Annotated in this window: 20 protein-coding genes; 10 read left to right on the forward strand and 10 right to left on the reverse strand. The window is 67.7% G+C overall.

What is annotated here, in order from left to right; all coding sequences use genetic code 11:
* Positions 1–153: 153 nt before the first annotated feature.
* The gene (locus AC07PV_RS19315) at positions 154–651 is read left to right on the forward strand and encodes a hypothetical protein (protein ID WP_494631077.1); all 498 of its coding nucleotides are present in this window, start codon (positions 154–156) and stop codon (positions 649–651) included.
* On the forward strand, positions 648–911 hold the full coding sequence (locus AC07PV_RS19320) for a hypothetical protein (RefSeq protein ID WP_218295380.1): 264 nt from the start codon (positions 648–650) through the stop codon (positions 909–911). The genes AC07PV_RS19315 and AC07PV_RS19320 overlap by 4 nt, the downstream gene beginning before the upstream one ends.
* Before the next feature lie 9 nt (positions 912–920).
* Here the strand turns inward: AC07PV_RS19320 and AC07PV_RS19325 are convergent, their stop codons facing one another.
* The 3 genes from AC07PV_RS19325 to AC07PV_RS19335 are packed head-to-tail and all read right to left on the reverse strand — an operon-like array spanning position 921 to position 5,379.
* Entirely contained in the window at positions 921–2,579 is a 1,659-nt protein-coding gene (locus tag AC07PV_RS19325; protein WP_369642873.1) for an acyl-CoA synthetase, read from the reverse strand.
* A 49-nt stretch (positions 2,580–2,628) separates the two neighbouring features.
* Positions 2,629–4,299: a diguanylate cyclase domain-containing protein gene (locus AC07PV_RS19330; protein WP_369642874.1), complete on the reverse strand. Its 1,671-nt coding sequence runs from the start codon at positions 4,297–4,299 to the stop codon at positions 2,629–2,631.
* 3 nt (positions 4,300–4,302) lie between these two features.
* Positions 4,303–5,379: an ABC transporter substrate-binding protein gene (locus tag AC07PV_RS19335; protein WP_494631078.1), complete on the reverse strand. Its 1,077-nt coding sequence runs from the start codon at positions 5,377–5,379 to the stop codon at positions 4,303–4,305.
* Positions 5,380–5,466: 87 nt separating this feature from the next.
* On the opposite strand from AC07PV_RS19335, the gene dnaG reads away from it, so the two are divergent.
* The 4 genes from dnaG to AC07PV_RS19355 all read left to right on the forward strand — a co-directional run bounded on the left by dnaG (position 5,467) and on the right by AC07PV_RS19355 (position 13,280).
* Positions 5,467–7,545 carry a DNA primase gene (gene dnaG, locus AC07PV_RS19340; RefSeq protein WP_494631079.1) on the forward strand — a complete coding sequence of 693 codons (2,079 nt, stop codon included), beginning with the start codon at positions 5,467–5,469 and terminating at the stop codon, positions 7,543–7,545.
* Between the two features lie 259 nt (positions 7,546–7,804).
* Positions 7,805–10,174 (forward strand): RNA polymerase sigma factor RpoD, encoded by a 2,370-nt coding sequence (gene rpoD, locus AC07PV_RS19345; RefSeq protein ID WP_218295384.1) that lies wholly within the window; start codon positions 7,805–7,807, stop codon positions 10,172–10,174.
* Between the two features lie 260 nt (positions 10,175–10,434).
* Positions 10,435–11,472, forward strand: coding sequence for a Bug family tripartite tricarboxylate transporter substrate binding protein (locus AC07PV_RS19350; protein WP_218295385.1), 1,038 nt, complete (start codon positions 10,435–10,437; stop codon positions 11,470–11,472).
* A 227-nt stretch (positions 11,473–11,699) separates the two neighbouring features.
* Positions 11,700–13,280 (forward strand): methyl-accepting chemotaxis protein, encoded by a 1,581-nt coding sequence (locus AC07PV_RS19355; protein WP_218340242.1) that lies wholly within the window; start codon positions 11,700–11,702, stop codon positions 13,278–13,280.
* Between the two features lie 207 nt (positions 13,281–13,487).
* On the opposite strand, the gene AC07PV_RS19360 is transcribed toward AC07PV_RS19355, so the two are convergent.
* From AC07PV_RS19360 to AC07PV_RS19370, 3 genes are all read right to left on the reverse strand, one after another.
* Positions 13,488–14,504, reverse strand: a complete 1,017-nt coding sequence (locus AC07PV_RS19360) for a tripartite tricarboxylate transporter substrate binding protein (RefSeq protein WP_492244037.1) — start codon at positions 14,502–14,504, stop codon at positions 13,488–13,490.
* Between the two features lie 69 nt (positions 14,505–14,573).
* Entirely contained in the window at positions 14,574–15,818 is a 1,245-nt protein-coding gene (locus AC07PV_RS19365) for a CaiB/BaiF CoA transferase family protein (RefSeq protein ID WP_494631080.1), read from the reverse strand.
* A 62-nt stretch (positions 15,819–15,880) separates the two neighbouring features.
* On the reverse strand, positions 15,881–16,822 hold the full coding sequence (locus AC07PV_RS19370; protein ID WP_218295801.1) for a hydroxymethylglutaryl-CoA lyase: 942 nt from the start codon (positions 16,820–16,822) through the stop codon (positions 15,881–15,883).
* A 174-nt stretch (positions 16,823–16,996) separates the two neighbouring features.
* On the opposite strand from AC07PV_RS19370, the gene AC07PV_RS19375 reads away from it, so the two are divergent.
* The 3 genes from AC07PV_RS19375 to AC07PV_RS19385 all read left to right on the forward strand — a co-directional run bounded on the left by AC07PV_RS19375 (position 16,997) and on the right by AC07PV_RS19385 (position 18,905).
* The gene (locus AC07PV_RS19375; RefSeq protein ID WP_218295388.1) at positions 16,997–17,902 is read left to right on the forward strand and encodes a LysR family transcriptional regulator; all 906 of its coding nucleotides are present in this window, start codon (positions 16,997–16,999) and stop codon (positions 17,900–17,902) included.
* A gap of 202 nt (positions 17,903–18,104) precedes the next feature.
* The gene (locus AC07PV_RS19380) at positions 18,105–18,413 is read left to right on the forward strand and encodes a winged helix-turn-helix transcriptional regulator (protein WP_218295389.1); all 309 of its coding nucleotides are present in this window, start codon (positions 18,105–18,107) and stop codon (positions 18,411–18,413) included.
* A 132-nt stretch (positions 18,414–18,545) separates the two neighbouring features.
* Positions 18,546–18,905 (forward strand): FKBP-type peptidyl-prolyl cis-trans isomerase, encoded by a 360-nt coding sequence (locus AC07PV_RS19385; RefSeq protein ID WP_218295390.1) that lies wholly within the window; start codon positions 18,546–18,548, stop codon positions 18,903–18,905.
* Positions 18,906–19,072: 167 nt separating this feature from the next.
* Here the strand turns inward: AC07PV_RS19385 and AC07PV_RS19390 are convergent, their stop codons facing one another.
* The 4 genes from AC07PV_RS19390 to ppsA form a co-directional block, all read right to left on the reverse strand.
* Positions 19,073–19,582, reverse strand: coding sequence for a hypothetical protein (locus AC07PV_RS19390; RefSeq protein WP_218295391.1), 510 nt, complete (start codon positions 19,580–19,582; stop codon positions 19,073–19,075).
* Positions 19,583–19,771: 189 nt separating this feature from the next.
* Complete coding sequence (locus AC07PV_RS19395; protein WP_218295392.1) at positions 19,772–21,862, reverse strand: VC_2705 family sodium/solute symporter; 2,091 nt, start codon at positions 21,860–21,862, stop codon at positions 19,772–19,774.
* 2 nt (positions 21,863–21,864) lie between these two features.
* The gene (locus tag AC07PV_RS19400) at positions 21,865–22,197 is read right to left on the reverse strand and encodes a DUF4212 domain-containing protein (protein ID WP_369642880.1); all 333 of its coding nucleotides are present in this window, start codon (positions 22,195–22,197) and stop codon (positions 21,865–21,867) included.
* A gap of 195 nt (positions 22,198–22,392) precedes the next feature.
* Positions 22,393–24,783: a phosphoenolpyruvate synthase gene (gene ppsA, locus AC07PV_RS19405; protein ID WP_492244039.1), complete on the reverse strand. Its 2,391-nt coding sequence runs from the start codon at positions 24,781–24,783 to the stop codon at positions 22,393–22,395.
* A 196-nt stretch (positions 24,784–24,979) separates the two neighbouring features.
* Here ppsA and ppsR point away from each other — a divergent pair, with 196 nt between their 5' ends.
* Positions 24,980–25,801, forward strand: coding sequence for a posphoenolpyruvate synthetase regulatory kinase/phosphorylase PpsR (gene ppsR / locus AC07PV_RS19410; protein ID WP_218295395.1), 822 nt, complete (start codon positions 24,980–24,982; stop codon positions 25,799–25,801).
* The last annotated feature ends 70 nt before the right edge of the window (positions 25,802–25,871 follow it).

Genomic DNA, 25,871 nt, shown 5'->3' on the forward strand with positions numbered 1-25,871 from the left:
TGCCCTGCGCCCACCGCCATGCCCCAGCCGCCTTCCCGCGGGGCGGATTTTTGGGTAAAAACAGGCGCCAGCGCTTTTACCCATTGCGTAATCAGCTACTTTATTGATAGCAAACACCCGTGAACTGCCCAGCCCCCGGAAAGGACTCACGCCATGAACACAGCGCTCACGCAACTGGCTGCCGGCTGCGACCTGGCCAGCGAGGCCCACACGCCTCTGCGCCTGGCGTTTGGCCTGGCGTGTGTCGAGCGCGTGCGCCATCTGCTGGAAGACCCCGAGGCCATCGCGGGCCTGGACACGCTGGCGGCGTTCACGGCAGGCACGGTGGATGCCGCCACGCTGGCGAACGCCGCCGCCCGGATGAAGGAGGTGGCCTCGCACCACCGGGGCTCGCAGTCGCTGGACGGATCGGCCCATGCCGCCGTGTCGGCCACCTACGCCGTGGCCAACGCGCTCGCGGGCCGGGCACTGGAGGCCGCCAGCTACGCGGCCTATGCCACGGTGTACGCGTACGGCGGGTATGCGGTGCAAGACCTCTCGGCCTTCGAGCCGGAGCACCAGTGGCAGGTGCTGGCATTGCAGCGGCTGCTGGACGATGCTCCGTCCGAACGGTCGGCACAGCCCGCCGCCGCCAGCCAGCCCCGCGCATGAGCCGTCAGCAGATTCCCGCCGCGCTGGCCGCCCCGCTGCGCATGATCCTGGAGGCCGAGCTGGCACGGGGCAACGTCATCGACGAAGTGGCGGACTGGCCGCCCCAATGCGAGCTGCTTGTGATCCTGCGCCGCCCGTTCGCGACGGCCTACCCCACCGGGCCCGGCGTGGCGTTCACCGCCATCGAAGACAGGCACTACTGGAAGTCCGAATACAACCTCGATGGCGGCCGGCAGACGCTGGCGTGCGGTTTTGGCTGAGCCGTGTGATCAGACGTTGATGGCCGCCGCCGACCCGGCCAGCTTGCGCAGCTCGAACTTCTGGATCTTGCCCGTGCTGGTCTTGGGCAGCTCGCCAAACACCACGGCGCGGGGCACCTTGAAGCCCGCGAGGTGCTTCTTGCAGTGGGCCACGATGTCCTCGGGCGTGGTGGTGGCCCCCGCCTTGAGTTCCACAAACGCGCACGGGGTTTCGCCCCACTTGGCATCGGGCTTGGCCACCACGGCGGCGGCCAGCACGTCGGGGTGGCGGTAGAGCACGTCTTCGACCTCGATGGACGAGATGTTCTCGCCGCCCGAGATGATGATGTCCTTGCTGCGGTCCTTGATCTTGATGTAGCCGTCGGGGTACTGCACGGCCAGGTCGCCGCTGTGGAACCAGCCGCCCGCAAAGGCCTCGTCGGTGGCCTTGGGGTTCTTGAGGTAGCCCTTCATGGCGATGTTGCCCTTGAACATGATCTCGCCCATGGTTTCGCCGTCCTGCGGCACGGGCAGCATGGTCTCCGGGTCCAGCACGCGCACGTCGCGCTCCAGGTGGTAGCGCACGCCCTGGCGGGCGTTGAGGCGGGCGCGCTCGCCGATGTCGAGCTGGTCCCACGCCTCGTGCTTGGCGCACACGGTGGCGGGGCCGTACACCTCGGTCAGGCCGTACACATGGGTCAGATCGAACCCCATCTTCTCCATGCCCTCGATCATCGAGGCCGGGGGCGCGGCGCCCGCCACCATGGCCTTGACGCCCCCTTGTGCGAGGTTCTGCACACCCGCCTTCATCGCATCCGGCGCATTGACCAGCAGGCCGTGCACGATGGGCGCGCCGCAGTAGTGCGTGACGCCGTGGGTGCGGATGGCGTCGAAGATGGCCTGCGCGTCCACGCGGCGCAGGCACACGTTCACGCCCGCGCGGGCCGCCACCGTCCAGGGAAAGCACCAGCCGTTGCAATGGAACATGGGCAGCGTCCACAGGTAGACCGCGTGCTTGGGCATGTCCCACTCCAGCACGTTGCTGATGGCATTGCTGGCCGCGCCCCGGTGGTGGTAGACCACGCCCTTGGGGTTGCCCGTGGTGCCACTGGTGTAGTTGAGCGCAATCGCATCCCACTCGTCGTCGGGCAGGCTCCAGGCAAAAGCCGGGTCACCCGTGGCGACAAAGGCTTCGTAGTCCGTGCCGCCCAGGCTCTGCGCGGCGGGGCCGTAGAGCGCGTCCTGGACCTCGATCACGCGGATGGGCGTGGTGCCCGTGCGCAGGGCCAGCGCCTTGGCCATGGTGCCGGTGAACTCGGGGTCCACGATCACCGCCCTGGCCTCGCCGTGGTCGAGCATGAAGGCAATGGCCTCCGGGTCCAGCCGGGTGTTGAGCGCATTGAGCACCGCGCCCGCCATGGGCACGCCAAAGTGGGCCTCCACCATGGGCGGGGTGTTGGGCAGCATCACGGCCACCGTGTCGTTCTTGCCGATGCCTGCCTGCGCCAGGGCGCTGGCCAGCTGGCGGCAGCGGGCATAGGTCTGGCTCCAGGTCTGGCGCAAGTCGCCGTGCACGATGGCCAGGCGGTCGGGGTAGACCTCGGCCGTGCGTTCGATGAACGACAGGGGTGACAGGGATGCGAAGTTGGCTTCGGTGCGGGGCAGGTTCTGGTCGAAGATGGAGGTCATGGCTCGCGAAGGTGGGTGAACGGGTCACAGGCTACCGCCCCAGGCTGACTCAAACCCTTCGGCGGCGGCTCTGCTTGACACGGTACATCGCCGCGTCGGCGCTGGCCAGCAGCGTGTGCGCGTCCTGGGCGTCGCGCGGGAACAGGCTCACGCCGATGCTGGCGCGCAGGGCCAGCGGCTGGCCGTCGATCTGCAGCGGGCTCTCGAAAGCGAGCTCCAGCTTGGCGGCGATCTGCAGCGCCGCATCTTCGCAATCCACGTTCTCGCACAGCACGATGAACTCGTCGCCCGCGAGCCGGGCCACGGTGTCGGCCTGGCGCACGGCGCCCACGACGGTGCGGGCCACGGCCTGCAGCACCCGGTCGCCCGCGGCATGGCCCCGCGCGTCGTTGACGGCCTTGAAATCGTCCAGATCCACAAACAGCAGCGCGCAGTCCCGCCCGCTGCGGCGCGACAGCTCCAGCGCCTGCGCCAGGCGCTGCTCGAACATGCGGCGATTGGGCAGGCCCGTGAGCGCGTCGTGGTGCGCCAGGTGGGCCATGGCGTCGCGGCTGGCGTTGAGCTCCGTCATCTGGCGGCTGATCTGCTGCTCCATGTCCTGGAAACTGCGCGCCAGCTCACCCACCTCATCCTCGCGCTGCACGGGCAGAACGCCATGCGGGCGGCCCTGCGGAAAGGCCTGCGTGGCGCGCACCATGGCCTTCAGGGGCTGGGTGACCACGCGCGACACCCATGCCGCCAGCAACACGCCCACGGCGCTCAGCACCAGCAGTATCTTGAAGATGCTGCGCCCCAGGCTCACCACCTCGCCCTGCACGGCGGCAAGGGGCTGGGAGAGCCCCACCACCATGGACCGCCCCTCCTGCGGTCGCCCGAAGGGCATGCGCACGAACGAGAAGACACGCGCCTCGTCATCGCCAGGGCCCTGCTGGCTGAGCACGGCCTGTTCCTCGCGGCCCTCGATCAGGGCCCCCACCGGGCCGAAGGCATCCTGGATCAGGATGCGCTGGCCGCGGTCGAAGCCGAAGGTCTGGGTGGCGTCCGGGTGCACCAGGAAATCGCCCCAGCGGTTGCTGAGAAAGAAGCTGTAGGAGGCGGGCAGCGCATCATTGAAATTGCGCAGGAACTGGTGCGCCGCCACGCGCACCACGACCACGCCCCGCACCTGTCCCCCACGCACCACGGGCGAGGCCATGCTGAACACGGGCAGGGCCTCGGCATCGGGAGCCCCCTCGTGGTTGATGCCGAACTCGGACACATAGACCTCGCCAGGCCCCAGCGCCAGCGTTTCGAAGACGAAGGGGAAATGGGCCTTCTCCTGCAGCTCCCCCTCGCTCGCGCGTAGCCAGGCGTCCCCCGTGCGGTCGATGCGCACCAGCTCCAGGCCGTAGTCCTGCGCACCGATGAAACGGATCTGCTGGTAGCTCGGGTGCGCCACCAGGCTGGCCCTGAACATGTCGGCCAGCACGTTCCTGTCCTGCTCGATGGCGGCCACGCTGGCCAGGAAGGCGGTGTCGCGCGCCACCGTGCCAAAGCCCGCCTGCATGTGGCGCGACAACACCTGGGTGGTGGCCAGCAGCGCCTGCTCGGCCCGCCCCTGCAGGCGCGTGCGGCTGGAGTCGAAGGTGTAGTAGCCCGCCAGGACGGCGGCAAACACGCTGAAGGACGCCAGCAGGATTCCCAGCCGCAGCGCAATGCCCCATTTCATGCGGGTTTTCATGCGTCAGAACCGGGAGGGCCGGTCTCCCGACAGGATGCGCTGCCACAGTTGCGCGCGGCGTGCTTCGTCCTCGACGGGCTCCAGCCAGACGATGGCCCCGGCGGGGGCGTCGTCCGAGAGCGCGGGTGGCTCGTCGAGCGTATTGGCCAGGCCCTGGCGCCGGGTCAGCTCGCGGCTCACGGAGGGGTCGAGCATGTAGTTGATCCACTCGGCGGCCAATGCGGGCTGGGTCGAGCGCCGGGTGATGGCCCAGCAGTCGAGCCAGGCGAGCGCCCCCTCGCGCGGCACCACGTAGCCCACGTCCAGCCCGGCATCGCGCAACTGCTTGAGCTGCTGCTGGCCGTAGTTGGCGTGCATGACGGCAATGCGGTGCTTGCGAAACAGCTCCAGCGACTCCTCGGGCAGGCTATAGAACGAACGCACGTTGCGCCGCAGGGCCACCAGGTCCCTGGCCAGGGGGCCGAACTGGGTCGCATGCAGGTGAAACGGCGGCAGGCCGCGGTACATGGCCGCCAGGGAGAACCCGTGGCTGCTGCCGTCGAATGCCAGCACACGCCCCCGCCAGCGCGGGTCCCACAGCACCGCGATGGAACTGGGGGGCACGGCCATCTGCTGGCGGTCATAGATCAGCCCCATCTCGGAATAGGTGTAAGGCATCGCGAATACATCCGTTCCCTGCGCGATGCCCGCAATCGCATGCAATTGCCGAAAGCGAGGGAGCTGGCGCTCGGCATTGGGAATGTTGTGCACAGGCAACGGTGCAAGCAGCCGGTGTGCCACCAGGCGCGCGATTTCGGCGGTATTGGCGGCCACAAGGTCGAAACCGGGCCCTTGGGGAGAGGCCAGCTGGGTGCGCAGCACGTCGTCGGAGGCGACGGTGGTGACCTCCACCTTGACCCCATGGCGCTTCTCGAAAACGGCCACGATGTCGGGGTCGGCATACCCCGGCCAGGACAGCACGCGCAGCACCGGCGCGGCCCTCGCGGGCGCGGGCCACAGGAGCGCGGGCACCAGCGGCAGCAGCACGGCCACATCCCGGCGCCGCAGCCCCCGCTGCGCCGAAGTGCTGGACGCGTCCATTGCCCGCCACCATGCCGTGACCGCCATGCCGAAAGCCCCGCTTCTGCAATATCTGGTAACAAACAGTTTACGCGGACAATACGCGGCGTGACGATCCCTCAGTCTTTCATTCAGGAACTGCTTGCCCGCGTCGATGTGGTCGACATCGTGGGCCGCTATGTGCAGCTCAAGAAGGGCGGGGCGAATTTCATGGGGCTGTGCCCCTTTCACGGCGAAAAATCCCCCTCGTTCAGCGTGAGCCCCGCCAAGCAGTTCTATCACTGCTTTGGCTGCGGCAAGAACGGCAATGCCATCAGCTTCCTCATGGAGCACGCGGGCATGGGCTTCGTCGAGGCCGTTCAGGACCTGGCCCAGCAGGTGGGCCTCTCGGTGCCGGACGACGACATCTCCCCGCAGGAGAAGGAACGCGCCGCCGCCGCCCGCCAGAAGCAGGCCACGCTGACCGACGTGCTGGAGAAGGCTGCCGACGCCTACCGCCGCCACTTGCGTGAATCCCAGCGCGCCATTGGCTACTTCAAGGGGCGCGGCGTCTCGGGGACGGTGGCCAAGCGGTATGGCCTTGGCTACGCCCCCGAAGGCTGGCGCAGCCTGGCCAGCGTCTTCGCGCAGTACGACGACCCGTTGCTGGAGGAAAGCGGCCTGGTCATCGTCAACGACGAGGACGGCGGCAAGCGCTACGACCGGTTCCGCGACCGGGTCATGTTCCCCATCCGCAACGTCAAGGGCGAATGCATCGGCTTTGGGGGCCGCGTGCTGGGCGACGACAAGCCCAAGTACCTCAATTCGCCCGAAACCCCCGTGTTCCACAAGGGCCGCGAGCTGTACGGCCTGTTCGAGGCGCGCACGGCCATCCGCGAGCAAGGCTATGCCCTGGTCACCGAGGGCTACATGGACGTGGTGGCGCTGGCGCAGCTCGGGTTTCCGAACGCGGTGGCCACGCTGGGCACCGCCTGCACACCCGAACACGTGCACAAGCTGCTGCGCTTCACCGAATCGGTGGTGTTCAGCTTCGACGGAGACAACGCCGGCCGGCGCGCCGCGCGCAAGGCGCTCGATGGCGCCCTGCCCCACGCCACGGACACGCGCAGCATCAAGTTCCTGTTCCTGCCGGCCGAGCACGACCCGGACAGCTTCATCCGCGCCCACGGCACGGACGCTTTTGCCAAGCACGTGAGTGAGGCCGTGCCGCTCAGCCGCTTCCTGGTCGAATCGGCCAGCGACGGCTGCGACCTGACCACCGCCGAGGGCCGCGCCCACATGGCCAGCAACGCAAGGCCGCTCTGGACGGCCCTGCCCGACGGCGTGCTCAAGCGCCAGGTGCTGGGCGAGCTGGCGGACCTCACCCAGCTCAAGGCCCAGGACCTGGCGGACCTGTGGGGCCAGGCCACGGCGCGCGAGGCACCGCGGTCCTCCCACTCCGGTCACGGCGGCCATACCGGGGCAGGTAGTGCACCGGCCCGACAGGCGCCTGCGGCCTACGACCACGAACCACCCTCCTGGGACGCCCCGCCCGACGGGGGGTCGTGGCCGCCCCAAGGCGAGCCGGGCAGTGGATACGACGGCGGATACCAAGGCGGCTACGGCGGCGGCAGCGGCGGAAGTGCTGGCCAGGGCAGCAGCTATGGCAACAAGCCCCCGTTCCGCAAGGGCGGCGACTGGAAGGGCAACTGGAAGAAAAAGGACAAGGACTCTCCCTGGCCGCCCCAGCCCCGCCTGCCGCGCACACCCACCGCCAGCCGCACGGACCATGCCGCGCGCCTGCTGCTGTCGCACATGGCCTTCCTGGAAGAGCTGACCCACGACGACCACGCCACCCTGTGTGCGCTGCAGCCTCCCCACGGCCCGCTTTTTGGCTGGCTGGAGGCGCAGTTTCACGAACACGGCCCCCTGGCCTGGGCCGTGCTGCGCGAGAGCCTGCGCGATCACGAGTGCGAAGCTCTGGCCGTGAAGGTGATGACGGGCTCGCACGCCCAGACCGAAGGCGACCTGCAGGAACTGCGCACGGAACTGCGGGACCTGCTCAGCCGCATGCAGATCGAAGACATCGAGGAGCAGCAAAAACTGCTGATGCTGCAAGCCGCCACGGACCCGACCGCCCTGGAGCGCTACCGTGCACTGGAACAAAAACGCAGGGTTTTGCTGGGAGTGGCTGTCAAAGCCGCTTGAAATCCCGCCAAGCGGTATAATGTAGGGTTAGTTAGCGGCAAGAGCGACAGCAGCACCTCCGAACCGGGCCACCGTGACAAACGCGCACAACCAGCCCAACCATCGCAAGGACTGCACACCAAATGATCGCCCAGACATCTTGCCCCTGAGGGCCTCCCCTCAAAGCGCGAAGACATTTTCAGCTTCGCGTTGCCACCCGCGCCGGGATCTGTGGCGCTTGCGTTTTCTTTGTGTCCGTTTTTGATTCTGAGGTTCTCCCATGCCCGCTCAAAAGTCCGCGAAGCCGCCCAAGTCTGCTCCAGGCACCGCCGCGAAGGCCGTTTCCACCCCTGCTGCCAAGGCTCCCGCGAAGGCCGCGGCCAAAAAAGCTGCACCCGCACCCGCCCCAGCAGCCAAGAAAGTTAAAACCGTGCCCGTGAAAAGTTCTGCCGAGCTGACAAAAGCCGCCGATGAATTGCTGAAGAAAAAGCCTGTCCGCGCCAAGGCTGCCGCATCCGACGAGGAAGACACCCCGAAGAAGCGCCCGGGACGCCCCGCCAAGGCCGCGGGTGCCGCCGAATCCAAGGCGCCCGCCAAGCGGGGCCGCAAGCCCAAGGCTGCGGCCGGTGGCGATGAGAGCGGCGACGATACCGACCTGTCCGACATCGAAGCGGACCTGGAAGGTGAAGTCGAGGAAACCACCGAAGCCGCGGCCACGGTCGAGAAGGTCAAGCCGCTGCGCATGAAGATCAGCAAGGCGAAGGAACGCGCCTTGATGAAGGAATTCGGCCTGGACGAGACCGTTCTGTCCGAGGAAGACCTGGCCAAGCGCCGCTCGCGCCTGAAAACCCTGATCAAGCTGGGCAAGACGCGCGGCTACCTCACGCACGTCGAAATCTCCGACCACTTGCCCGACAAGCTGGTGGATGCCGAAACCCTCGAAGCCGTCATCACCACGCTGAACGACCTGGGCGTGGCCGTATACGAGCAGACGCCCGATGCCGAGGCGCTGATCATCACCGACAACGCTCCCACGGGCGCCAGCGAAGAAGAAGCCGAGGAAGCCGCCGAAGCCGCCCTGTCCACCGTGGACTCGGAATTCGGCCGCACCACCGACCCCGTGCGCATGTACATGCGCGAAATGGGCACGGTGGAGTTGCTCACGCGCGAAGGCGAAATCGAGATCGCCAAGCGCATCGAAGGCGGCCTGATGGCCATGATGGAGGCGATCAGCGCATCGCCCGCCACCATCGCCGAGATCCTCAACATGGGTGAGGAAATCCGCGAAGGCAAGGTCGTCATCTCCACCATCGTGGACGGCTTCTCCAACCCCAACGAGGCCGACGACTATGTGGCCGAGGAAGACTTCGACGAATTCGACGAAGCCGACGACGACGACGGCAAGGGCGGCTCCAAGGCGCTGACCAAGAAGCTCGAAGAGCTCAAGAAGCAGGCACTGGAGCGCTTTGACAAGCTGCGCGAGCTGTTTGAAAAAGTGCACAAGGTGTACGACAAGGAAGGCTACGGCACTCCTGCGTACGTGAAGGCCCAGCAGGCCCTGTCGGCCGAGCTGATGACCATCCGCTTCACCGCCAAGACCATCGAGAAGCTGTGCGACATGGTGCGCGGCCAGGTGGACGACGTGCGCAAGAAGGAGCGCGAGCTGCGCCGCATCATCGTGGACAAGTGCGGCATGCCGCAGGAAACCTTCATCAAGGACTTCCCGCCCAACCTGCTGAACCTGAAGTGGGTGGAAAAGCAGGCCGCCGCCGGCAAGCCCTGGAGCACGGTGATGGCGCGCAACATTCCGCCCGTGCAGGAACTGCAGCAAAAGCTGATGGACCTGCAATCGCGCGTGGTGGTGCCGCTGACGGAACTCAAGGACATCAACAAACGCATGAACGAGGGCGAAGCCACCTCGCGCGACGCGAAGAAGGAAATGATCGAGGCCAACCTGCGCCTTGTGATCTCCATCGCAAAGAAGTACACGAACCGCGGCCTGCAGTTCCTGGACCTGATCCAGGAAGGCAACATCGGCCTGATGAAGGCCGTGGACAAGTTCGAATACCGCCGCGGCTACAAGTTCTCGACCTACGCCACGTGGTGGATCCGCCAGGCCATCACGCGCTCGATCGCCGACCAGGCGCGCACCATCCGCATCCCGGTGCACATGATCGAGACCATCAACAAGATGAACCGAATCTCGCGCCAGCATCTGCAGGAGTTCGGCTTCGAGCCCGATGCATCCATCCTGGCCGCGAAGATGGAGATCCCGGAAGACAAGATCCGCAAGATCATGAAGATCGCCAAGGAGCCGATCTCCATGGAAACGCCGATCGGCGACGACGACGACAGCCACCTGGGCGACTTCATCGAGGACGGTGCCAACACCGCCCCCATCGAAGCCGCCATGCAGGCCGGCCTGCGCGACGTGGTCAAGGACATCCTCGATGGCCTCACCCCCCGCGAAGCCAAGGTGCTGCGCATGCGCTTCGGCATCGAGATGACCAGCGACCACACGCTGGAAGAAGTGGGCAAGCAGTTCGACGTGACCCGCGAACGCATCCGCCAGATCGAGGCCAAGGCACTGCGCAAGCTCAAGCACCCCAGCCGCTCGGACAAGCTGCGCAGCTTCATCGATTCGCTGTAACCACCCCGGCAGCCGGCTGCCCTGGCTGCACCCCAAGGCCCTGCCCCGCATCGCGGTGCGGGGCTTTTTTGTTTCTGCGGGGCGGCCCCGCGTTTACCCCGATGCTCCCGACAGCAAAATGACAGCTTGTAACGCGACTATTACATACTGCTGATGGAGACTGTCATGCAGTTCGGCACTCTCCGGCTGCAGGGCCTGGCATCCCAATGCACGCTGCACGTGCCCGTTCAACGACCTGCCACCTTTTTGCGAGACACCGCATGACATCCTTCAACCGCCGCCAGATCCTCACCCAGGCTGCCGCAGCCAGCGCCGTGGGCGCGCTCGGCGCATCGCTTGCAGCGCCTGCCTGGGCGCAGGCCGCCGGTGCAACTGCCGCCGGCGCGCGCGGCGCGCCCGCCAAGGCCTCCAGGCTGGCGCCCACGCTGCGCATCGTGATCCCAGCCAACCCCGGCGGTGGCTGGGACCAGACGGGCCGGGCGCTGGGTGCGGCCCTTGCCGCCGTCGGTGCGGCAGACCAGATCGAATACGAAAACGTCGGCGGCAAGGGCGGGACCATCGGCCTGGCCAAGTACGCGGAGAAGTACGGCAACGACGCCAACACCCTGCTGATGGGCGGCATGGTGATGGTGGGCGCCGTGGCCCTGCAGAAACCCGCCGTGGACCTGACCCACATCCAGCCGCTCGCACGGCTCACCAGCGACTACCTGGTGGCGGCGGTGGCGGCCAAATCCCCCATCAAGAACGCCAAGGACCTGGCCGAAGCCATGCGCGCGGACCTGCGCGCCGTGCCGGTGGCCGGAGGCTCCGCGGGGGGCGTGGACCACATCTTTGCCGGGGTGCTGGCCCGCGCGTCCAAAGCCAGCCCGGAAGGCCTGGTCTACAAGCCCTTCGCTGGCGGCTCCGAAGTGGTGGACGCCGTCGTGTCCGGCGGTGCGGCGATGGGCCTTTCCGGCTACAGCGAATTCAGCGACGCCATCGCGGCGGGCAAGCTGCGCGCCATCGGGGTATCGTCCCGCCGCAGCGCCTTTGGCCTGCCGGCCTTCCGTGAGCAGGGACTGGACGCGACCATGGCCAATTGGCGGGGCGTGTTCACCGGCAAAGGCGTGCCGCCCGCACGCGTGGCCGAGATGCTGGCCGCGGTCGAGGCGGCCACCGCCCACGAGTCCTGGCTGCGCACGCTCAAGAACAATCGCTGGGAACCCTCTTGGCTGACGGGCAAGGATTTGGCAGAGTTCATGGAGCTGGACCTCACCACGGCGCGGGTCATGGTGTACCTGCTCAAGCTGAAAGCCTAGAGACACCCCCGGGTCGCTTCGCGCCCCGGCGCAGCGGCCAGGAGCGGCCGCCCTTCGGGGCCGTGCAGGCCGGCGCCGGCAAACCGCTTGGAGTGGCGACGCCCGGCCCCGCAAGCGGGTGCGCCGCCCGCGCGGCGGGGGCGGCCCTTGCATGGCGGCCTCGGGCCATGGCCATGCCAGTTGCCACCGCAGCCAGTTCATCTGAAAAGCATTGCCAGGAGCCGCTGATGAAAATGTCCAACCACTCCATCGGCGCACGCATGGCCACCGCGCTGGGCCTGGTGCTCGCCCTTCTGCTGGGGGCCGCGCTGTTCGGAATCGCGGCCCTGTACCGCAGCCTGGGCACCTACGAGACCACGGTGCAGGAGCGCGTGGCCCAGGAACGCGCGGTAAGCCGCATGGAAAACGAGTTCAAGACCCAGGTGCAGGAGTGGAAGAACACCCTGCTGCGGGGCGAGGACTCGCGCAAGCGCGAGCTGCACTGGGCGGCGTTCCAGGCCAGCGAAAAGCGCGTGGCCGATGCGGCGAAGGCGCTGGAGCCCCAGCTGACCGATGCGCAGGAAAAGGCGGCGCTGCAGAAGTTCACACAGGCCCACGCGCAGATGGCGCAGGGCTACCGCAAGGGCTTTGAAGTGTTCCAGTCGCTCGGTTTTGTGCCCTCCGCGGGCGATGCCGACGTGGCCGACATCGACCAGGGCCCCGCCAGGCTGCTCACCGCACTGAGCGAGCAGGTGGCCGCCAGCAGCGCGGCCATTGCCGAACAGGCGGCGCTGAACGCGCGGCGGGCGCTCGCCAGCAGCCTGGTGGCGCTGGCGCTGGTCACGGCCCTGGGCGGCTGCGCGGGCTGGCTGCTCACGCGCTCGGTGGTGCGCCCGCTGCGGGTGGCCGTCTCCGTCGCCAACAAGGTGGCTGCGGGCGACCTGACCACGACCATCCGGGTCGATGGCAAGGACGAACCCGCGCGGTTGCTCGAGGCCCTGCGCACCATGCAGGAGAACCTGGAAAACGTGGTGTCGGGCGTGCGCAGCAACGCCGAGGGCGTGGCGAGCGCCAGCGCAGAGATCGCCCAGGGGAACGTGGACCTGAGCATGCGCACCGAGGAGCAGGCGTCGTCGCTGGACGAAACCACCTCGTCCATGCAGCAGCTGCAGGCGACCGTGCAGCAGAACGCCTCCAACGCACAGCGCGCGAGCGAGCTGGCCCGCAATGGCGCATCGGTGGCCCAGCGCGGAGGCGACGTGGTGACACAGATGGTGACGGTGGTCCAGGGCATCCAGGACAGCTCGCGCCGCATTGCCGACATCATCGGCGTCATCGACAGCATCGCGTTTCAGACCAACATCCTGGCGCTCAACGCCGCCGTGGAAGCCGCACGCGCCGGCGAGCAGGGGCGCGGCTTTGCCGTGGTGGCCAGCGAGGTGCGCAACCTGGCCACCCGCAGTGCGAGCGCCGCGCGCGAGATCAAGGAGCTGATCCAGACCAGCGTGGAGCGCGTGCAGGCCGGCTCCGACCTGGCCCGCAACGCGGGCAGCACCATGACGGAGGTGGTCTCCTCCATCCAGGGCGTGAGCGCGCTTATGAACGAAATCAGCCAGGCCAGCACCGCGCAGACCAGCGACATGCTGCGCGTCACGCAAGCCATCGTGCGCATGGACGAAACCACGCAGCAGAACGCGGCCCTGGTGGAAGAAAGCGCGGCGGCGGCCGGCAGCCTGAGCGGCCAGGCGCGCCAGCTGGTGGAGGCCGTGGAGGTGTTCCGCCTGCGCGGCAGCCACCGTGCCTTGGCATTGCCACCTGCGGCGCATTGAATGCCGCACAGGGACGTACTGGCGTCGAACAAGCGCCTATTGCTATATTTTGTATAGCAATAGGCCCTTTTCCAATAAGCGCCGGACACCCGTTTCCATGGATTTCCTGGACCACGGCGGAGGATCTCCGTTGTCCAGCGGCCTGCGCATTGCCCCTGCAACCGGGGCCGCGCAGGCGCGCAGCGCCTCGGAGGGAGGGCTCCTCAACTAATCTATCTTGAGCCCGGACTGCTTCACCAGCCTCGCCATGCGCGCCACCTCGGTGCGGAAGAACGCAGCCGTGGCATCCGGCGTTGTGGCCTGCAGCAGGTAGCCCTGGCCGAGCAGCGCGTCGCGCACCTCGGGCATCCCCAGGGTGGCGCGCACGGCCTGGTAGACCCGTTCGGCCTCCGCCTTGGGCAGGCCCGCGGGCCCCACCATGCCGACCCATCCATCCAGCGCGTACTGCGGCAGGCCCTGTTCCGCGATGGTGGGCAGATCCGGCAACAGCGGCGAGCGGGTGGTGGACGACAGGCCGATGGCCTTGAGCGTGCCCGCCTTCACATGCGGCGCCGCCACGGCCACCGCGATGAACGCCAGCTGGATCTGCCCGCCCAGCACGTCGGCCGTGAGCGGCCCCATGCCACGGTAGGGGATGTGCTTGATGTCGACCTGCGCTTCGTGCACGAACATCTCGGCCGCGAGGTGCAGGATGGTCCCGTTGCCCGATGAACCGTAGTTCAGGGTCCCGGGCTGGGCCTTGGCCAGGGCGATGAGTTCGCGCACGTTCCGGGCGGCCACCGAGGGGTGCGCCACCAGCACGAACGGCGTCGCACCGATCACGGTGATGGGCGTCACGTCGTCGACGGCATCGTACGGAATGCTCTTGAAGACGCTGGGGTTCACCACGTGGTTGTTGGACACCATGCCCAGTGCCGAGCCGTCCCTGGGCGCCTTGACGATCATCGAGGTGCCGGTGATGCCCCCCGCTCCGGGGAAGTTCTCGATCACCACGGCGCGCCCGAGCGACTTGCCCAGGCCGGGCCCGAAGGCGCGCGCCAGGCCGTCCACGCCCGAACCAGCGCTCACGGGCAGGATCAGGCGCAGCGGGCGCTCCGACGCCGCCTGGGCCCACGCGTGCAAAGGCGCTGCCAGGCCGGCGGCCAACGCGGCCAGCGCCGTGCGCCGGCGCAGCGCCGGTGGCGGGCAGGCGGGGTGGTGGTGGATGAAAGGATGGTGGTGCATGGCGGTTGTCTCCGTGTTGTGATCTCATCCATCGCCCGGCGGGTGCACGCGCCCCTGCGGGCGCATTGCTCAAGCCACGGCGTGCCTGTCCTGCAGCGCCTGGATCTGCGCGGGGGTGTAGCCCAGTTCCTGCATGAGCGCGCCGGTGTGCTGGCCCAGCACGGGCGGCTGCAGCCGCACGCCCAGGCGCTGGCCGTCCATGCGCAGCGGGCACAGCGTGGTGCGGGCGGTCTGCCCCGCCCGCTCGCCATCGGGCAGGGTGATGTCGGCCAGGCCGCCCGTGGCGTTGAGGTGCGGGTCGTCAAAGAGCTGCTCGGGCCGCGAAATGGGTGCGAACGGCAGGCCGTGCTTTTCAAAGATGGCCGCCAGCTCGGCGGCGCTGTAAGTGGCCAGGCGCTGGCGCAGGTCGGGCATCAGCGTGGCACGGGCGCGCACCCGGTCGTTGTTCGTGGCCAGTTGCGGGTGGGCCTTGAGGTCGGCGAACCCCATGGCGTCGCAAAAGGTGATCCATTGCGCATCGCTGACGGCGGCCAGGAAAATCTGCTCGCCATCCTTCACGCTGAACACGTCGTACAGCGCCCAGGACGAGATGCGGTCCGGCATGGGCGCGGCCGGCTGGCCGGTGACGGCGTACTGCATCATGTGCTGGCCGACCAGGAAGACGTTGTTCTCGAACAGCGCCGAATCCACCTCCTGCCCCCGCCCGGTGATGCCGCGCTGCATCAGCGCCGCCATGGCACCGATGGCGCCGAACATGCCGCCCATGATGTCGTTCACGCTGGTGCCCGCGCGCAGCGGGTCGCCGGGCCGGCCGGTCATGTAGGCCAGGCCGCCCATCATCTGCACCACCTCGTCGAGCGCCGTGCGGTGCTCATACGGGCCCGGCAAGAAACCGGTGTGGTTCACGTAGATCAGGCGCGGGTTGAGCTGGCTCAGGGCCGCGTGGTCCAGCCCGTATTTCGCCATCACGCCCGGCTTGAAGTTCTGCGCCACCACGTCGGCCGAGGCGGCCAGCTTGCGCGCGACCTCCAGGCCCTCGGGGCTGCGCAGGTCCAGCGCGATGCTCTTCTTGTTGCGGTTGAACATGGGGAAGAAGCCCGCGCCGGCGCCCAGCAGGTGGCGCGTGCGGTCGCCGTCCACGGGCTCGACCTTGATGACCTCGGCCCCGAGGTCCGCCAGCACCATGCCGCAGGTGGGGCCCATGACCATGTGGGTGAACTCCACCACGCGCAGGCCCTGCAGGGGCAGTGCACAGGGGGCAGAGGTGCCGGGTGGCGCGAGCGGGGAGGAAGAAGAATCGGTGTGGGATGTCATGGGGCGACGATACGGGATGGAAGGGCGCGCGGCGGTGGCTCAATGTTGAGCTCGTGGCGAGCTCAGTGGATGGCGGCCAGGGAGACGGCCCCTGCGCCGGTGCGCGGTACCCCGGCCTGCCACAGCGTGCCGTGCAGGGTCTCCCCGGCCAGCCAGCCCGCCACACGCTCGCGCAGCGCCAGCAGCGCGTCCACGTCGATGCCGGTTGCGACGCCCATGCGTTCCAGCATGAACACAAGGTCTTCGGTGGTGACATTGCCGCTGGCGCCCGGCGCGTGCGGGCAGCCGCCGATGCCGGCCAGGCAGGCATCAAAGCGGGTGATGCCGGTCTGCCAGGCCGCGTAGACGTTGGCCAGGCCCATGCCGCGCGTGTCGTGAAAGTGCGCGCAGGCCAGCCGGTCTCCCACCAGCGCGCGGGCCTTCTCGAACAGGCGGGCCACCGAGGCCGGGTCGGCATAGCCCACGGTGTCGGCCAGGCTCACATGGTCGGCCCCGGCATCCAGCAGGGCCTGCATCAGGCGCAGCACCTCGATCTCGGCCACCTCGCCCTGCAGGGTGCAGCCAAACGCCGTACCCACGCCGCCTTCGATCAGGCAGCGGCTGCCGCTGGCGTCGCGCAGCGCGCGGATGCGCGCCACCTCGGCCACCACGTCGTCGGGTGTCTTGCGCAGGTTGGCCAGGCTGTGGGCATGGCTGGCGGACAGGGGCACCACCATCAGGTCGGCGCCGCATTCAAGCGCACGTTCGGCGCCTTTGTAGTTGGGCACCAGCACCGAGGCGACCAGGCCCGGCAGGGTCTTGGCATGGGCCAGCACCTCGGCGGTGTCGGCCAGCTGGGGCAGCAGGCGGGCGGGCACGAAGGAGCCGACCTCGATCTCGCGCTGGCCCGCGGCATAGGCCGCGTCGAGCCAGTCGATCTTGTGCGCGGTGGACACCATGGTGGCGATGCTCTGCAGGCCGTCGCGCAGGCCCACTTCGCGCACCACGGCCCGCGCGGGCGCCATGCCGGGCGCGGGACGGGTCGCGGGGAAAAAAGAAGGGGTGTTCACGGCGTTGTCTCCAGCTCGTTGGTGTTCCGTGGGAGATTCTAGAAATTCCCAACAGAATCAGAAAATACATCTCGGAAGCCATATGATTCCCAAAAGGAACATCACAGTCTTTCAAGCGGAGGCAATTGCATGCGCGATCTCGACCTGCAGACCCTGCGCCTGTTTGCCGCCGTGTGCGAGCAGCGCAGCATCGCGCGCGTGGCCGAGCAGGAGTCCATCGTGGGTTCGGCCATCAGCAAGCGGCTGGCCCAGCTGGAGGACACGGTGGGCACCGCCCTGCTGGTGCGCAAGCGGCGCGGCGTCATTCCTACCCCGGCGGGGGAAACGCTGCTGGAACACGCGCGCACCATGCTCGCCAGCGTGGGCCAGATCGAGCGTGACATGGCCGCCTATGCCACCGGCATCCGGGGCCACGTGCGCATGCTGGTCACGGCCTCGGTCATGGCCGAATCGCTGGCCGACGATGTGGCCGCCTTCCTGCAGGACCCGGCGCACCGCGACATCCAGGTGAGCCTGGAGGAACGCGTGAGCCCGGACGTGGTGCAGGGCATCCGCGACGGCAGCGCGTCCATTGGCATCTGCTGGGACGCGGCGGACCTCTCCGGCCTGGAAACGCGCGGCTACCGCAACGACCACCTCGCCGTGGTGGCACATGCCTCGCACCCCGTGGCCCGGCACGCCAGCGTGCGGTTCGCCGACGTGCTGGACCATGAATTCGTGAGCATGCCCGCGCTGAGCGCCGTGCAGGTGCTGCTGGCGCGCGCCGCGGCCGTGGAGGGAAAAATGCTCGCGCACCGGGTGCTGGTGTCCAACTTCGACGCGGCCCTGCGGGTGGTGCGCGCCAACCTGGCCATCAGCGTCGTGCCGCGCGAGGTCGCCCTGCCCTTTGCCCAGACCGCCCCGGTGCGCGTGATTCCGCTGAGCGATCCCTGGGCCCGGCGGCGCTTCGCCATCTGCTACCGCAGCGCCCAGATGCTGACCCCGGCCGCACAGTTGCTGGTCCACCATCTGGCGGGGCTGGGCCGCCAGGAATGACCGCCTCCAACCGTGGCCCCATCGCAACAGTTTGAGTTGTAACACGTCATTTTTGGGGCGTAGCGCATGCGTGGTGTGCGTTCTGAGCTACTAAACTTGTAGCAAAATGGGTTCCGCGCTATAGTCTCAGCGCATCAGCGGGCCCGGCATTCGCCCACCCGAATGAAAACTTGATCCAACACTTGCGCGAGGAGAAGCGTCCATGAGCTCCAAAGAAAATGCCGCCATCAACCAGTTGTTCGAGCGGCTCGAATGCCGTTACGCACTGCGCGTGCTCTGGGCCCTGAAGGACGGCCACCCCCAGACCTTCCGTCTGCTGCAGGACAGCGTGGGGGGCATCACCCCCAACACGCTCAACACCCGCATCAAGGAACTGCGCGAAGCCGGCTTCGTGGACCATGGCAGCGACGGCTACACCGTCACTCCTTCCGGCGCCGACCTGCTCAAGCGCCTGTCGGACGTGCAGGCCTTCGCCACCCGCTGGGTGGCCGGCCGCGCCAAGAAGGTCTGACCACAGGCCAGCGGTCCCGTCTGTTCCCCGCGAAGGGGCTTCTCGTTAAAATACAGGGCCAAATTAGCTTCTAGCGCATGACATACAAGCGCTAGAAGCTATATTTTTAATAGCAAGCAAGGAATTTCATCCATGGCACTGACCACCACCGCATCCGGACTGCAATACGAAGACACCACCGTGGGCGACGGCGCCGAAGCCACCAAGGGCCAGAACGTGTCGGTGCACTACACCGGCTGGCTCTACAACAACGGCGAGCAAGGCGCCAAGTTCGACTCCAGCCACGACCGCAACGACCCCTTCGAGTTCTCGCTGGGCGGCGGCATGGTCATCAAGGGCTGGGATGAAGGCGTGCAGGGCATGAAGATCGGCGGCAAGCGCACGTTGATCATCCCCGCGGCCCTGGGCTACGGCGCGCGCGGCGCGGGCGGTGTGATCCCTCCGAACGCCACGCTCAAGTTCGATGTGGAACTGCTCAAGGTCGGCCGCTGATCGCGCAGCCTGCGCGGCAGCATCCGACACGACACCAAAGCGGCCTTCGGGCCGCTTTTTTTACGCCTGGCCCAGCACCTCTGGCACGGGCGCAGCCCAGGCCAGGCCCGCGCGCAAGGATGCCGCGCCGTAGAAAGGAAAGGCACAGAGCGGCTCGGGGTGTCCCGTCAATCAAAAAGCGCCTTGTCCAGCCGCTCGAACTTCGCGTCGCCCACGGCCTCGCGGATCTTCGGTGCCAGCGCCGCCAGGTCCTCGAAACTGCCCGCTCCCTCCACGGCCAGGTTCAGCCGGAACCCGCGCAGCCCCATGGCGGCGGTCAGCTCGGTGGCAATCGGGTAGGCCGCCTGGTAGCGCTCTTTCGGCGTGCGCCCCGACCCCTCCAGCGGCGACGCCACCGTGCCCAGGTCCGTCGCTGGCGCGGGTTCGGCCACGGGGGCGGGCTGGCTGGCGGCCATTGCGGCAGGCAGGGACTGCCCCGCCAGCGGCGCCAGCAGCCCCTGGGCGATCATGGCCTGCACGTCGTCCTGCGTGATTCCCATGGCGGCGGTGGCCGCCAGAATCTCGCCCGTGGAGCGCTTGCCATCAAACAGGATGAAGGCCGAACGCTGGCGCGAACTGAGACTGCCGTGCCGGTCCTTGAGCGCTTCTTGCCCTGCCGGCGTTTTGACGAGAACCATGAGCCTCCTTGAGCTGAACGGTGGCGGGTTGACGCGGGGCACCCACCACCCCACGAGCCCCTGCAGGCCAGATTCTCACGTTTGTGCACCATTGAAAATCGGGGTTTACGCATAACCATGGCAGCGCTGGCCGGAACGCGGTCGCGCCCCTCCTGGCCCCGTGCCGCAACCCGCAATCCCGCCGCGCCGCTACATCTCGGAGCGGATGCGCGGCAAGGCGGGCGCGGGCCGCGTCACCCAGCTCACCACCACGGCGACCACCAGTCCCGTCGGCACGCCGAACACGCCGGCCGAGATGGGCTGGATGCCAAACCAGAGCCCGTCCGCCAGCATCCAGCTGGGCAGCGCGCGCATGGCCGACACATGCGAAAGCATGTAGTACACCGCCACGCCCAGCCCCGCCACCATGCCGGCCACCGCGCCCTGCCGCGTGGTGCCGCGCCAGAAGATGCCCAGCACCATCACCGGCACGAAAGCCGATGCGGCCAGGGAGAACGACGCCGACACCATGGGCAGGATCTCTGACGGCTTGAGCGCCGCGACAAAGGCCGCCGACAAGGCCACCGCCAGCAGCGCGAACTTGCTCAGGATCACACGCTGCTCGGGCGATGCCTCGCGCTGGGTGTCCTGGAAATACAGGTCGCGCACCAGCGCATTGCTGATGGTGAGCAGCAGGCCGTCGGCGGTGGACAGCGCCGCGGCCAGCCCACCCGCGGCCACCAGGCCGGAGACCACATACGGCAGGCCCCCCAGCTCCGGCGTGGCCAGCATGATGAGGTCGGCCCCGAGCCGGATCTCGCCAAACTGCACGATGCCGTCGCTGTTCACGTCCTCCACCGACAGCAGCGAGCTGTCCACGCGCGCCCACTGGGCCATCCAGTTGGGAAGGGCCTCGAAGCTGCTGCCCACCAGGTTCTGCATGACCTCGAACTTCACCAGCACCGCCAGCGCCGGGGCGCTCAGGTACAGCAAGGCGATGAAGAACAGCGACCACGCCACCGAGGCGCGCGCCGCCGACACCGTGGGCGAGGTGTAGTAGCGCGTGAGCAGGTGCGGCAGGCCCGCCGTGCCCACCATCAGGCAGAACATGAGCGCCAGGAAATTGCGGCGCGTCAACTCGTAGTCGCGCTGCTCCTCGGGGGTGCCCTTCGGGTCGCCCACATAGGCCTGGCTGTGCAGGGGCAGGCCACCGAGGGGGCGGGCACGCTCATAGTTCTCGCGCATCTCGCGGGTCCAGCGCTCGCGGGCCGCGGCGGCATCGCGCGGCAGGGCCGCCAGCTCGCGGCTGGCCGTGACGATCAGGCCCACATCGGCGTTCTGGGTGCGCAGCGCGCGGATGCGCTCGCGCCCCTTCTCGCGTTCGCGCTCCAGGGCACCCTCCACGTCGCTCAGGCGGGCCTCGAAATCCTGGGCGCGCCGCAGGTAGGTCTGCACCACCTGGTGTTCCGCCGGCGAATCGAGCAGTTGCGCCTCCAGATCGGCGATCTTGCTGATCTGCTCGCCATAGACCAGCGGCGCCAGCGGGTTGCCAAGCTGCTTGTAGGCCAGCCAGGACACCGGGATCAGGAAGGCCAGCAGCAGCACCACGTACTGCGCCACCTGCGTCCAGGTGATGGCGCGCATGCCGCCCAGGAACGAGCACAGCAGCACGCCGCCCAGTCCCAGCATGATGCCGATCTCGAACTGCACGCCGGTCAGGCGCGAGGCGATCAGCCCCACGCCGTAGATCTGCGCCACCACGTAGGTGAACGAGCACAGCACGGCGGCCAGCGCGGCGATCACGCGCGGCCACCGGCCGCCAAAACGCACGTGGAAAAAATCGGGCACGGTGTACAGGCCCATGGCGCGCAGGTGCGGCGCGATCAGCATCGCCACGAGGCAGAAGCCGCCCGTCCAGCCCAGCAGGTAGGCGAGGCCCCCCGCCTGCCCCGGCGTGCCGGAAAAGCCCTGCAGGTAGAGCGCCCCCGACAGGCTGATGAACGACGCGGCGCTCATCCAGTCGGCCGCCGCCGCCATGCCGTTGTACATGGGCGGAATCCGCCGGCCGGCCACGTAGTATTCCTCCGGGTCGGTGGTGCGGCCGTAGACGCCGATGCCCGCGTACACCATCACAGTGAGGAACAGGAAGATGGGGCCGATCCAGTGGCGCGAGAGCCCCTGATGCTCCGCCCAGGTCATCAGCGCCAGGAAGGCCAGCACGCCCGCCACATACAGCGCCAGGATGCGGTGCAGCCGCCACAGGTAGGCCCGGTCTGCGCCGGAGGAATTGTTCTCAGCCATGGTCAGCCAGGAGGACGGGCCGCGTCTTCCAGGGATGCGGCCGCAGCGGCCGCAATGCGCTCAGCGTCCTGGCGCTCGAACCGGTTCATGGCCCATCCATAGGCCACCACGATGCCGATGAACACCAGCACCGCACCCTGTGCCGCGATCCAGTAGCCCAGGGGCCAGGCGCCGAACACCAGCAACTGCAGGTCCCTGGCGAAGTAGGTGGCGCCAAACGACACCAGCGCCCACAGCAGCAGCAGGCCCGCCTTGAGTTTCAGGTGCCGCACATCGTGCAGATCGGGCGGGAACGGGCCCGCCATTTCCGCCTCGGATGGTGATCGACGGGGCATGGCGGAGTCGTTCACGCAGGCTCTCAGCGATCCACGGCCCTGCGGGCCACGCGTGGCCCGTGCAATGAGGGCAGGTCGAACAACAGGCCCCCCCGCACAAGTGCCGCCCCGCCGCGCCGGGCGCGCACCCCCTTCTGCGCGTGGCGCGCGAGAAGGGGAAAGCGGCACGGCCGCCCGGGGGGTTGCCGCGTCACGTCAGCCTGCCAGTTGCTGCCAGGTGGCGATCACGCTGTCGGGATTGAGCGAGATCGACGAGATGCCCTCGGCGGCCAGCCACTGGGCGAAGTCCGGGTGGTCGCTGGGGCCCTGGCCGCAGATGCCGATGTACTTGCCCTGTGCCAGGCAGGCCTTGATGGCCTGGTGGATCAGCTGCTGCACAGCGGGGTCGCGCTCGTCGAAGTCGTGCGCCAGCAGTTCCAGCCCCGAGTCGCGGTCCAGGCCCAGGGTGAGCTGGGTCAGGTCGTTGGAGCCGATGGAGAAGCCGTCGAAGAACTCCAGGAAACGCTCGGCCAGGATGGCGTTGCTCGGCACCTCGCACATCATGATGACCTTGAGGTCGTCCTTGCCGCGCTGCAGGCCGTGCTGGGCCAGCAGCTGCGTCACGCGCTCGGCCTGGCCCAGCGTGCGCACGAAGGGCACCATCACCTGCACGTTGGTCAGGCCCATGTCGTTGCGCACGCGCTTCAGGGCCTCGCACTCCATCGCGAAGGCTTCGCCGAAATCAGCGCTCAGGTAGCGCGCCGCACCGCGGAAGCCCAGCATCGGGTTTTCTTCCTCGGGCTCGTAGCGGCTGCCGCCGATGAGCTTCCTGTACTCGTTGGACTTGAAGTCCGACAGGCGCACGATCACCGGCTTGGGATAGAAGGCGGCAGCGATGGTGGCCACGCCTTCGGCCACCTTGTCCACGTAAAAGGCGCGCGGGCTGGCATGGCCCCGGGCCACGGACTCCACGGCCTTCTTCAGGTCGGCATCGATCTGCGGGTAGTCCAGGATGGCCTTGGGGTGCACGCCGATGTTGTTGTTGATGATGAACTCGAGGCGCGCCAGGCCCACGCCCTCGTTGGGCAGCTGGCAGAAATCGAAGGCCAGCTGGGGGTTGCCCACGTTCATCATGATCTTGGTTTGGATGCTGGGCATCTCGCCGCGCTGCACCTCGGTGACCTCGGTCTCGAGCAGGCCGTCGTAGATGCGGCCGGTGTCGCCCTCGGAGCAGCTCACGGTGACCAGCGTGCCATCTTTCAGCAGTTCGGTCGCGTCACCGCAGCCCACCACGGCCGGAATGCCCAGCTCGCGAGCGATGATGGCGGCGTGGCAGGTGCGGCCGCCCCGGTTGGTGACGATGGCGCTGGCGCGCTTCATCACGGGTTCCCAGTTGGGGTCGGTCATGTCGGTCACGAGCACGTCGCCGGGCTGCACCTTGTCCATCTCGGCAATGTTGTGCACCAGGCGCACGGGGCCGGTGCCGATCTTCTGGCCAATGGCGCGGCCCTCGGCCAGCACGGTGCCCTGGCCCTTGAGCTTGTAGCGCATCTCGGCCTGGCCCTTGGACTGGCTCTTCACGGTTTCGGGCCGTGCCTGCAGGATGTAGAGCTGGCCGTCGGTACCGTCCTTGCCCCATTCGATGTCCATCGGGCGGCCGTAGTGCTGCTCGATGACCAGTGCGTACTGGGCGAGCTGCTGCACGTCGGCATCGGTCAGGGAATAGCGGTTGCGCTGCTCGGTGGGCACGTCGGTGGTCTTCACCAGCTTGCCCGAGGCGGCCTTCTCCTGGGGCGTGGAAAACACCATCTGGATGAGCTTGCTGCCCAGGTTGCGGCGGATCACGGCCTTCTTGCCGGCACGAAGCATGGGCTTGTGCACGTAGAACTCGTCGGGGTTCACGGCGCCTTGCACCACGGTCTCGCCCAGGCCGTAGCTGCTGGTGATGAACACCACCTCTTCAAAACCGGACTCGGTGTCGATGGTGAACATCACGCCGGCCGCGCCCAGGTCGGAGCGCACCATGCGCTGCACCCCGGCCGACAGGGCCACGACGTCGTGCTCGAAGCCCTTGTGCACGCGGTAGGAGATGGCGCGGTCGTTGTACAGGGAGGCGAACACCTCCTTCATCTTGTGCAGCACGTCGTCGATGCCCACCACGTTCAGGAAGGTCTCCTGCTGGCCCGCAAACGATGCGTCCGGCAGGTCTTCGGCCGTGGCGGACGAGCGCACCGCGAACGAGGCGGCGGGGTTGCCGGCGCTCAGCGTGGCGAATGCTTCGGCAATGGCTTGTTGCAGGTCGGCCGGAAAAGGCTGGGCCTCGACCATGGCACGGATCTCGGCGCCGACGGCGGCCAGGGCGCGCACATCTTCGGTGTCCAGGCTCTTGAGCTTGGCGCTGATCTTGTCGGCCAGGCCGTCGTGGGCCAGGAACTGGCGAAACGCGTGCGCCGTGGTGGCAAAGCCCGTGGGCACCCGCACGCCCTGGGGCAGCTGGGAGATCATCTCGCCGAGGGAGGCGTTTTTACCGCCTACGGCCTCGACATCGGTCATTCTCAGGTTTTCAAACGGTACGACCAGGGCGGTCGGGCTGAAAAGTGCAGACATGGGAAAGCTCCAGAAGTTGAAACCGGGTCTGCGCGCCCGCCCCCTTGGAGCGATGGGCGAGCGGCCATGCACGGGCAGCGGCTTTGTCGTTGTGGTTGTGGGCCGACGAAGTGCATGGTGAGAATTTGGATAATTGTCACAATTGTAGGCCTGCGGCACTGGCGGCAGGCTGACGTACTGAAAGGCACCCTGCTCCATGCACACGCGCACCGTTTTTTTCGTCTCGGACGGCACCGGCATCACCGCCGAAACCTTCGGCAATGCCATTTTGGCCCAGTTCGAGATGAAGCCGCGCCATGTGCGCCTGCCCTTCATCGACACCGTGGACAAGGCCCACCAGGCGGTGCGGCAGATCAACCACACGGGCGAGGTCGAGGGAAAGAAGCCTGTGGTCTTCACCACCCTTGTCAACATGGAAGTGCTCAAGGTCATCCAGGAAGGCTGCAAGGGCATGCTGCTGGACATGTTCGGCACCTTCGTGCACCCGCTGGAAGAAGAACTGGGCATCAAGTCGCACCACCGTGTCGGCCGCTTCAGCGACGTGAGCCGCAGCAAGGAATACACCGACCGCATCGAGGCCATCAACTTCAGCCTGGCGCACGACGACGGCCAGAGCAACCGTGACCTGGCGGGGGCCGACGTGATCCTGGTGGGCGTGAGCCGCAGCGGCAAGACACCGACCAGCCTGTACCTGGCCATGCAGTGCGGCCTCAAGGCGGCCAACTACCCGCTGATCCCCGAAGACTTCGAGCGCCGCCAGCTGCCCCCCGCGCTGGTGCCGTTTCGCAGCAAGATCTTCGGCCTGACCATCAGCCCCGACCGCCTGGCCGAAATCCGCGCGGAGCGCCGGCCCAACTCCCGCTACGCCAGCCTGGAGAACTGCCGCATGGAAGTCTCCGAAGCCGAGGCCATGATGCGCCGCGCGGGCATCCGGTGGTTGTCCACCACCACCAAGTCCATCGAAGAGATCGCCACGACCATCCTGCAGGAGATCCGGCCGGAGCGGCTGGTGTACTGAGGGGCGAACCGCCGAGCGTTTGCGCCGAACGCGTCGCACCCCGTCGCTTGATTAAAAAAGGCTCTAGCGC

The sequence above is a fragment of the Acidovorax sp. GW821-FHT09A11 genome (genome assembly GCF_059418365.1).

Coding starts and splice junctions, on each gene's coding strand:
- AC07PV_RS19330 (WP_369642874.1), bottom strand. CDS start 4,299: ATGAAAACCCGCATGAAATGGGGCATTGCGCTGCGGCTGGGAATCCTG.
- AC07PV_RS19370 (WP_218295801.1), bottom strand. CDS start 16,822: ATGGCGCCCGCGCGGGCCGTGGTGCGCGAAGTGGGCCTGCGCGACGGC.
- AC07PV_RS19365 (WP_494631080.1), bottom strand. CDS start 15,818: ATGACATCCCACACCGATTCTTCTTCCTCCCCGCTCGCGCCACCCGGC.
- AC07PV_RS19315 (WP_494631077.1), top strand. CDS start 154: ATGAACACAGCGCTCACGCAACTGGCTGCCGGCTGCGACCTGGCCAGC.
- AC07PV_RS19335 (WP_494631078.1), bottom strand. CDS start 5,379: ATGGACGCGTCCAGCACTTCGGCGCAGCGGGGGCTGCGGCGCCGGGAT.
- AC07PV_RS19390 (WP_218295391.1), bottom strand. CDS start 19,582: ATGGTTCTCGTCAAAACGCCGGCAGGGCAAGAAGCGCTCAAGGACCGG.
- AC07PV_RS19395 (WP_218295392.1), bottom strand. CDS start 21,862: ATGGCTGAGAACAATTCCTCCGGCGCAGACCGGGCCTACCTGTGGCGG.
- AC07PV_RS19385 (WP_218295390.1), top strand. CDS start 18,546: ATGGCACTGACCACCACCGCATCCGGACTGCAATACGAAGACACCACC.
- AC07PV_RS19350 (WP_218295385.1), top strand. CDS start 10,435: ATGACATCCTTCAACCGCCGCCAGATCCTCACCCAGGCTGCCGCAGCC.
- ppsA (WP_492244039.1), bottom strand. CDS start 24,783: ATGTCTGCACTTTTCAGCCCGACCGCCCTGGTCGTACCGTTTGAAAAC.
- AC07PV_RS19355 (WP_218340242.1), top strand. CDS start 11,700: ATGAAAATGTCCAACCACTCCATCGGCGCACGCATGGCCACCGCGCTG.
- AC07PV_RS19375 (WP_218295388.1), top strand. CDS start 16,997: ATGCGCGATCTCGACCTGCAGACCCTGCGCCTGTTTGCCGCCGTGTGC.
- ppsR (WP_218295395.1), top strand. CDS start 24,980: ATGCACACGCGCACCGTTTTTTTCGTCTCGGACGGCACCGGCATCACC.
- rpoD (WP_218295384.1), top strand. CDS start 7,805: ATGCCCGCTCAAAAGTCCGCGAAGCCGCCCAAGTCTGCTCCAGGCACC.
- AC07PV_RS19400 (WP_369642880.1), bottom strand. CDS start 22,197: ATGCCCCGTCGATCACCATCCGAGGCGGAAATGGCGGGCCCGTTCCCG.
- AC07PV_RS19325 (WP_369642873.1), bottom strand. CDS start 2,579: ATGACCTCCATCTTCGACCAGAACCTGCCCCGCACCGAAGCCAACTTC.
- AC07PV_RS19320 (WP_218295380.1), top strand. CDS start 648: ATGAGCCGTCAGCAGATTCCCGCCGCGCTGGCCGCCCCGCTGCGCATG.
- AC07PV_RS19380 (WP_218295389.1), top strand. CDS start 18,105: ATGAGCTCCAAAGAAAATGCCGCCATCAACCAGTTGTTCGAGCGGCTC.
- AC07PV_RS19360 (WP_492244037.1), bottom strand. CDS start 14,504: ATGCACCACCATCCTTTCATCCACCACCACCCCGCCTGCCCGCCACCG.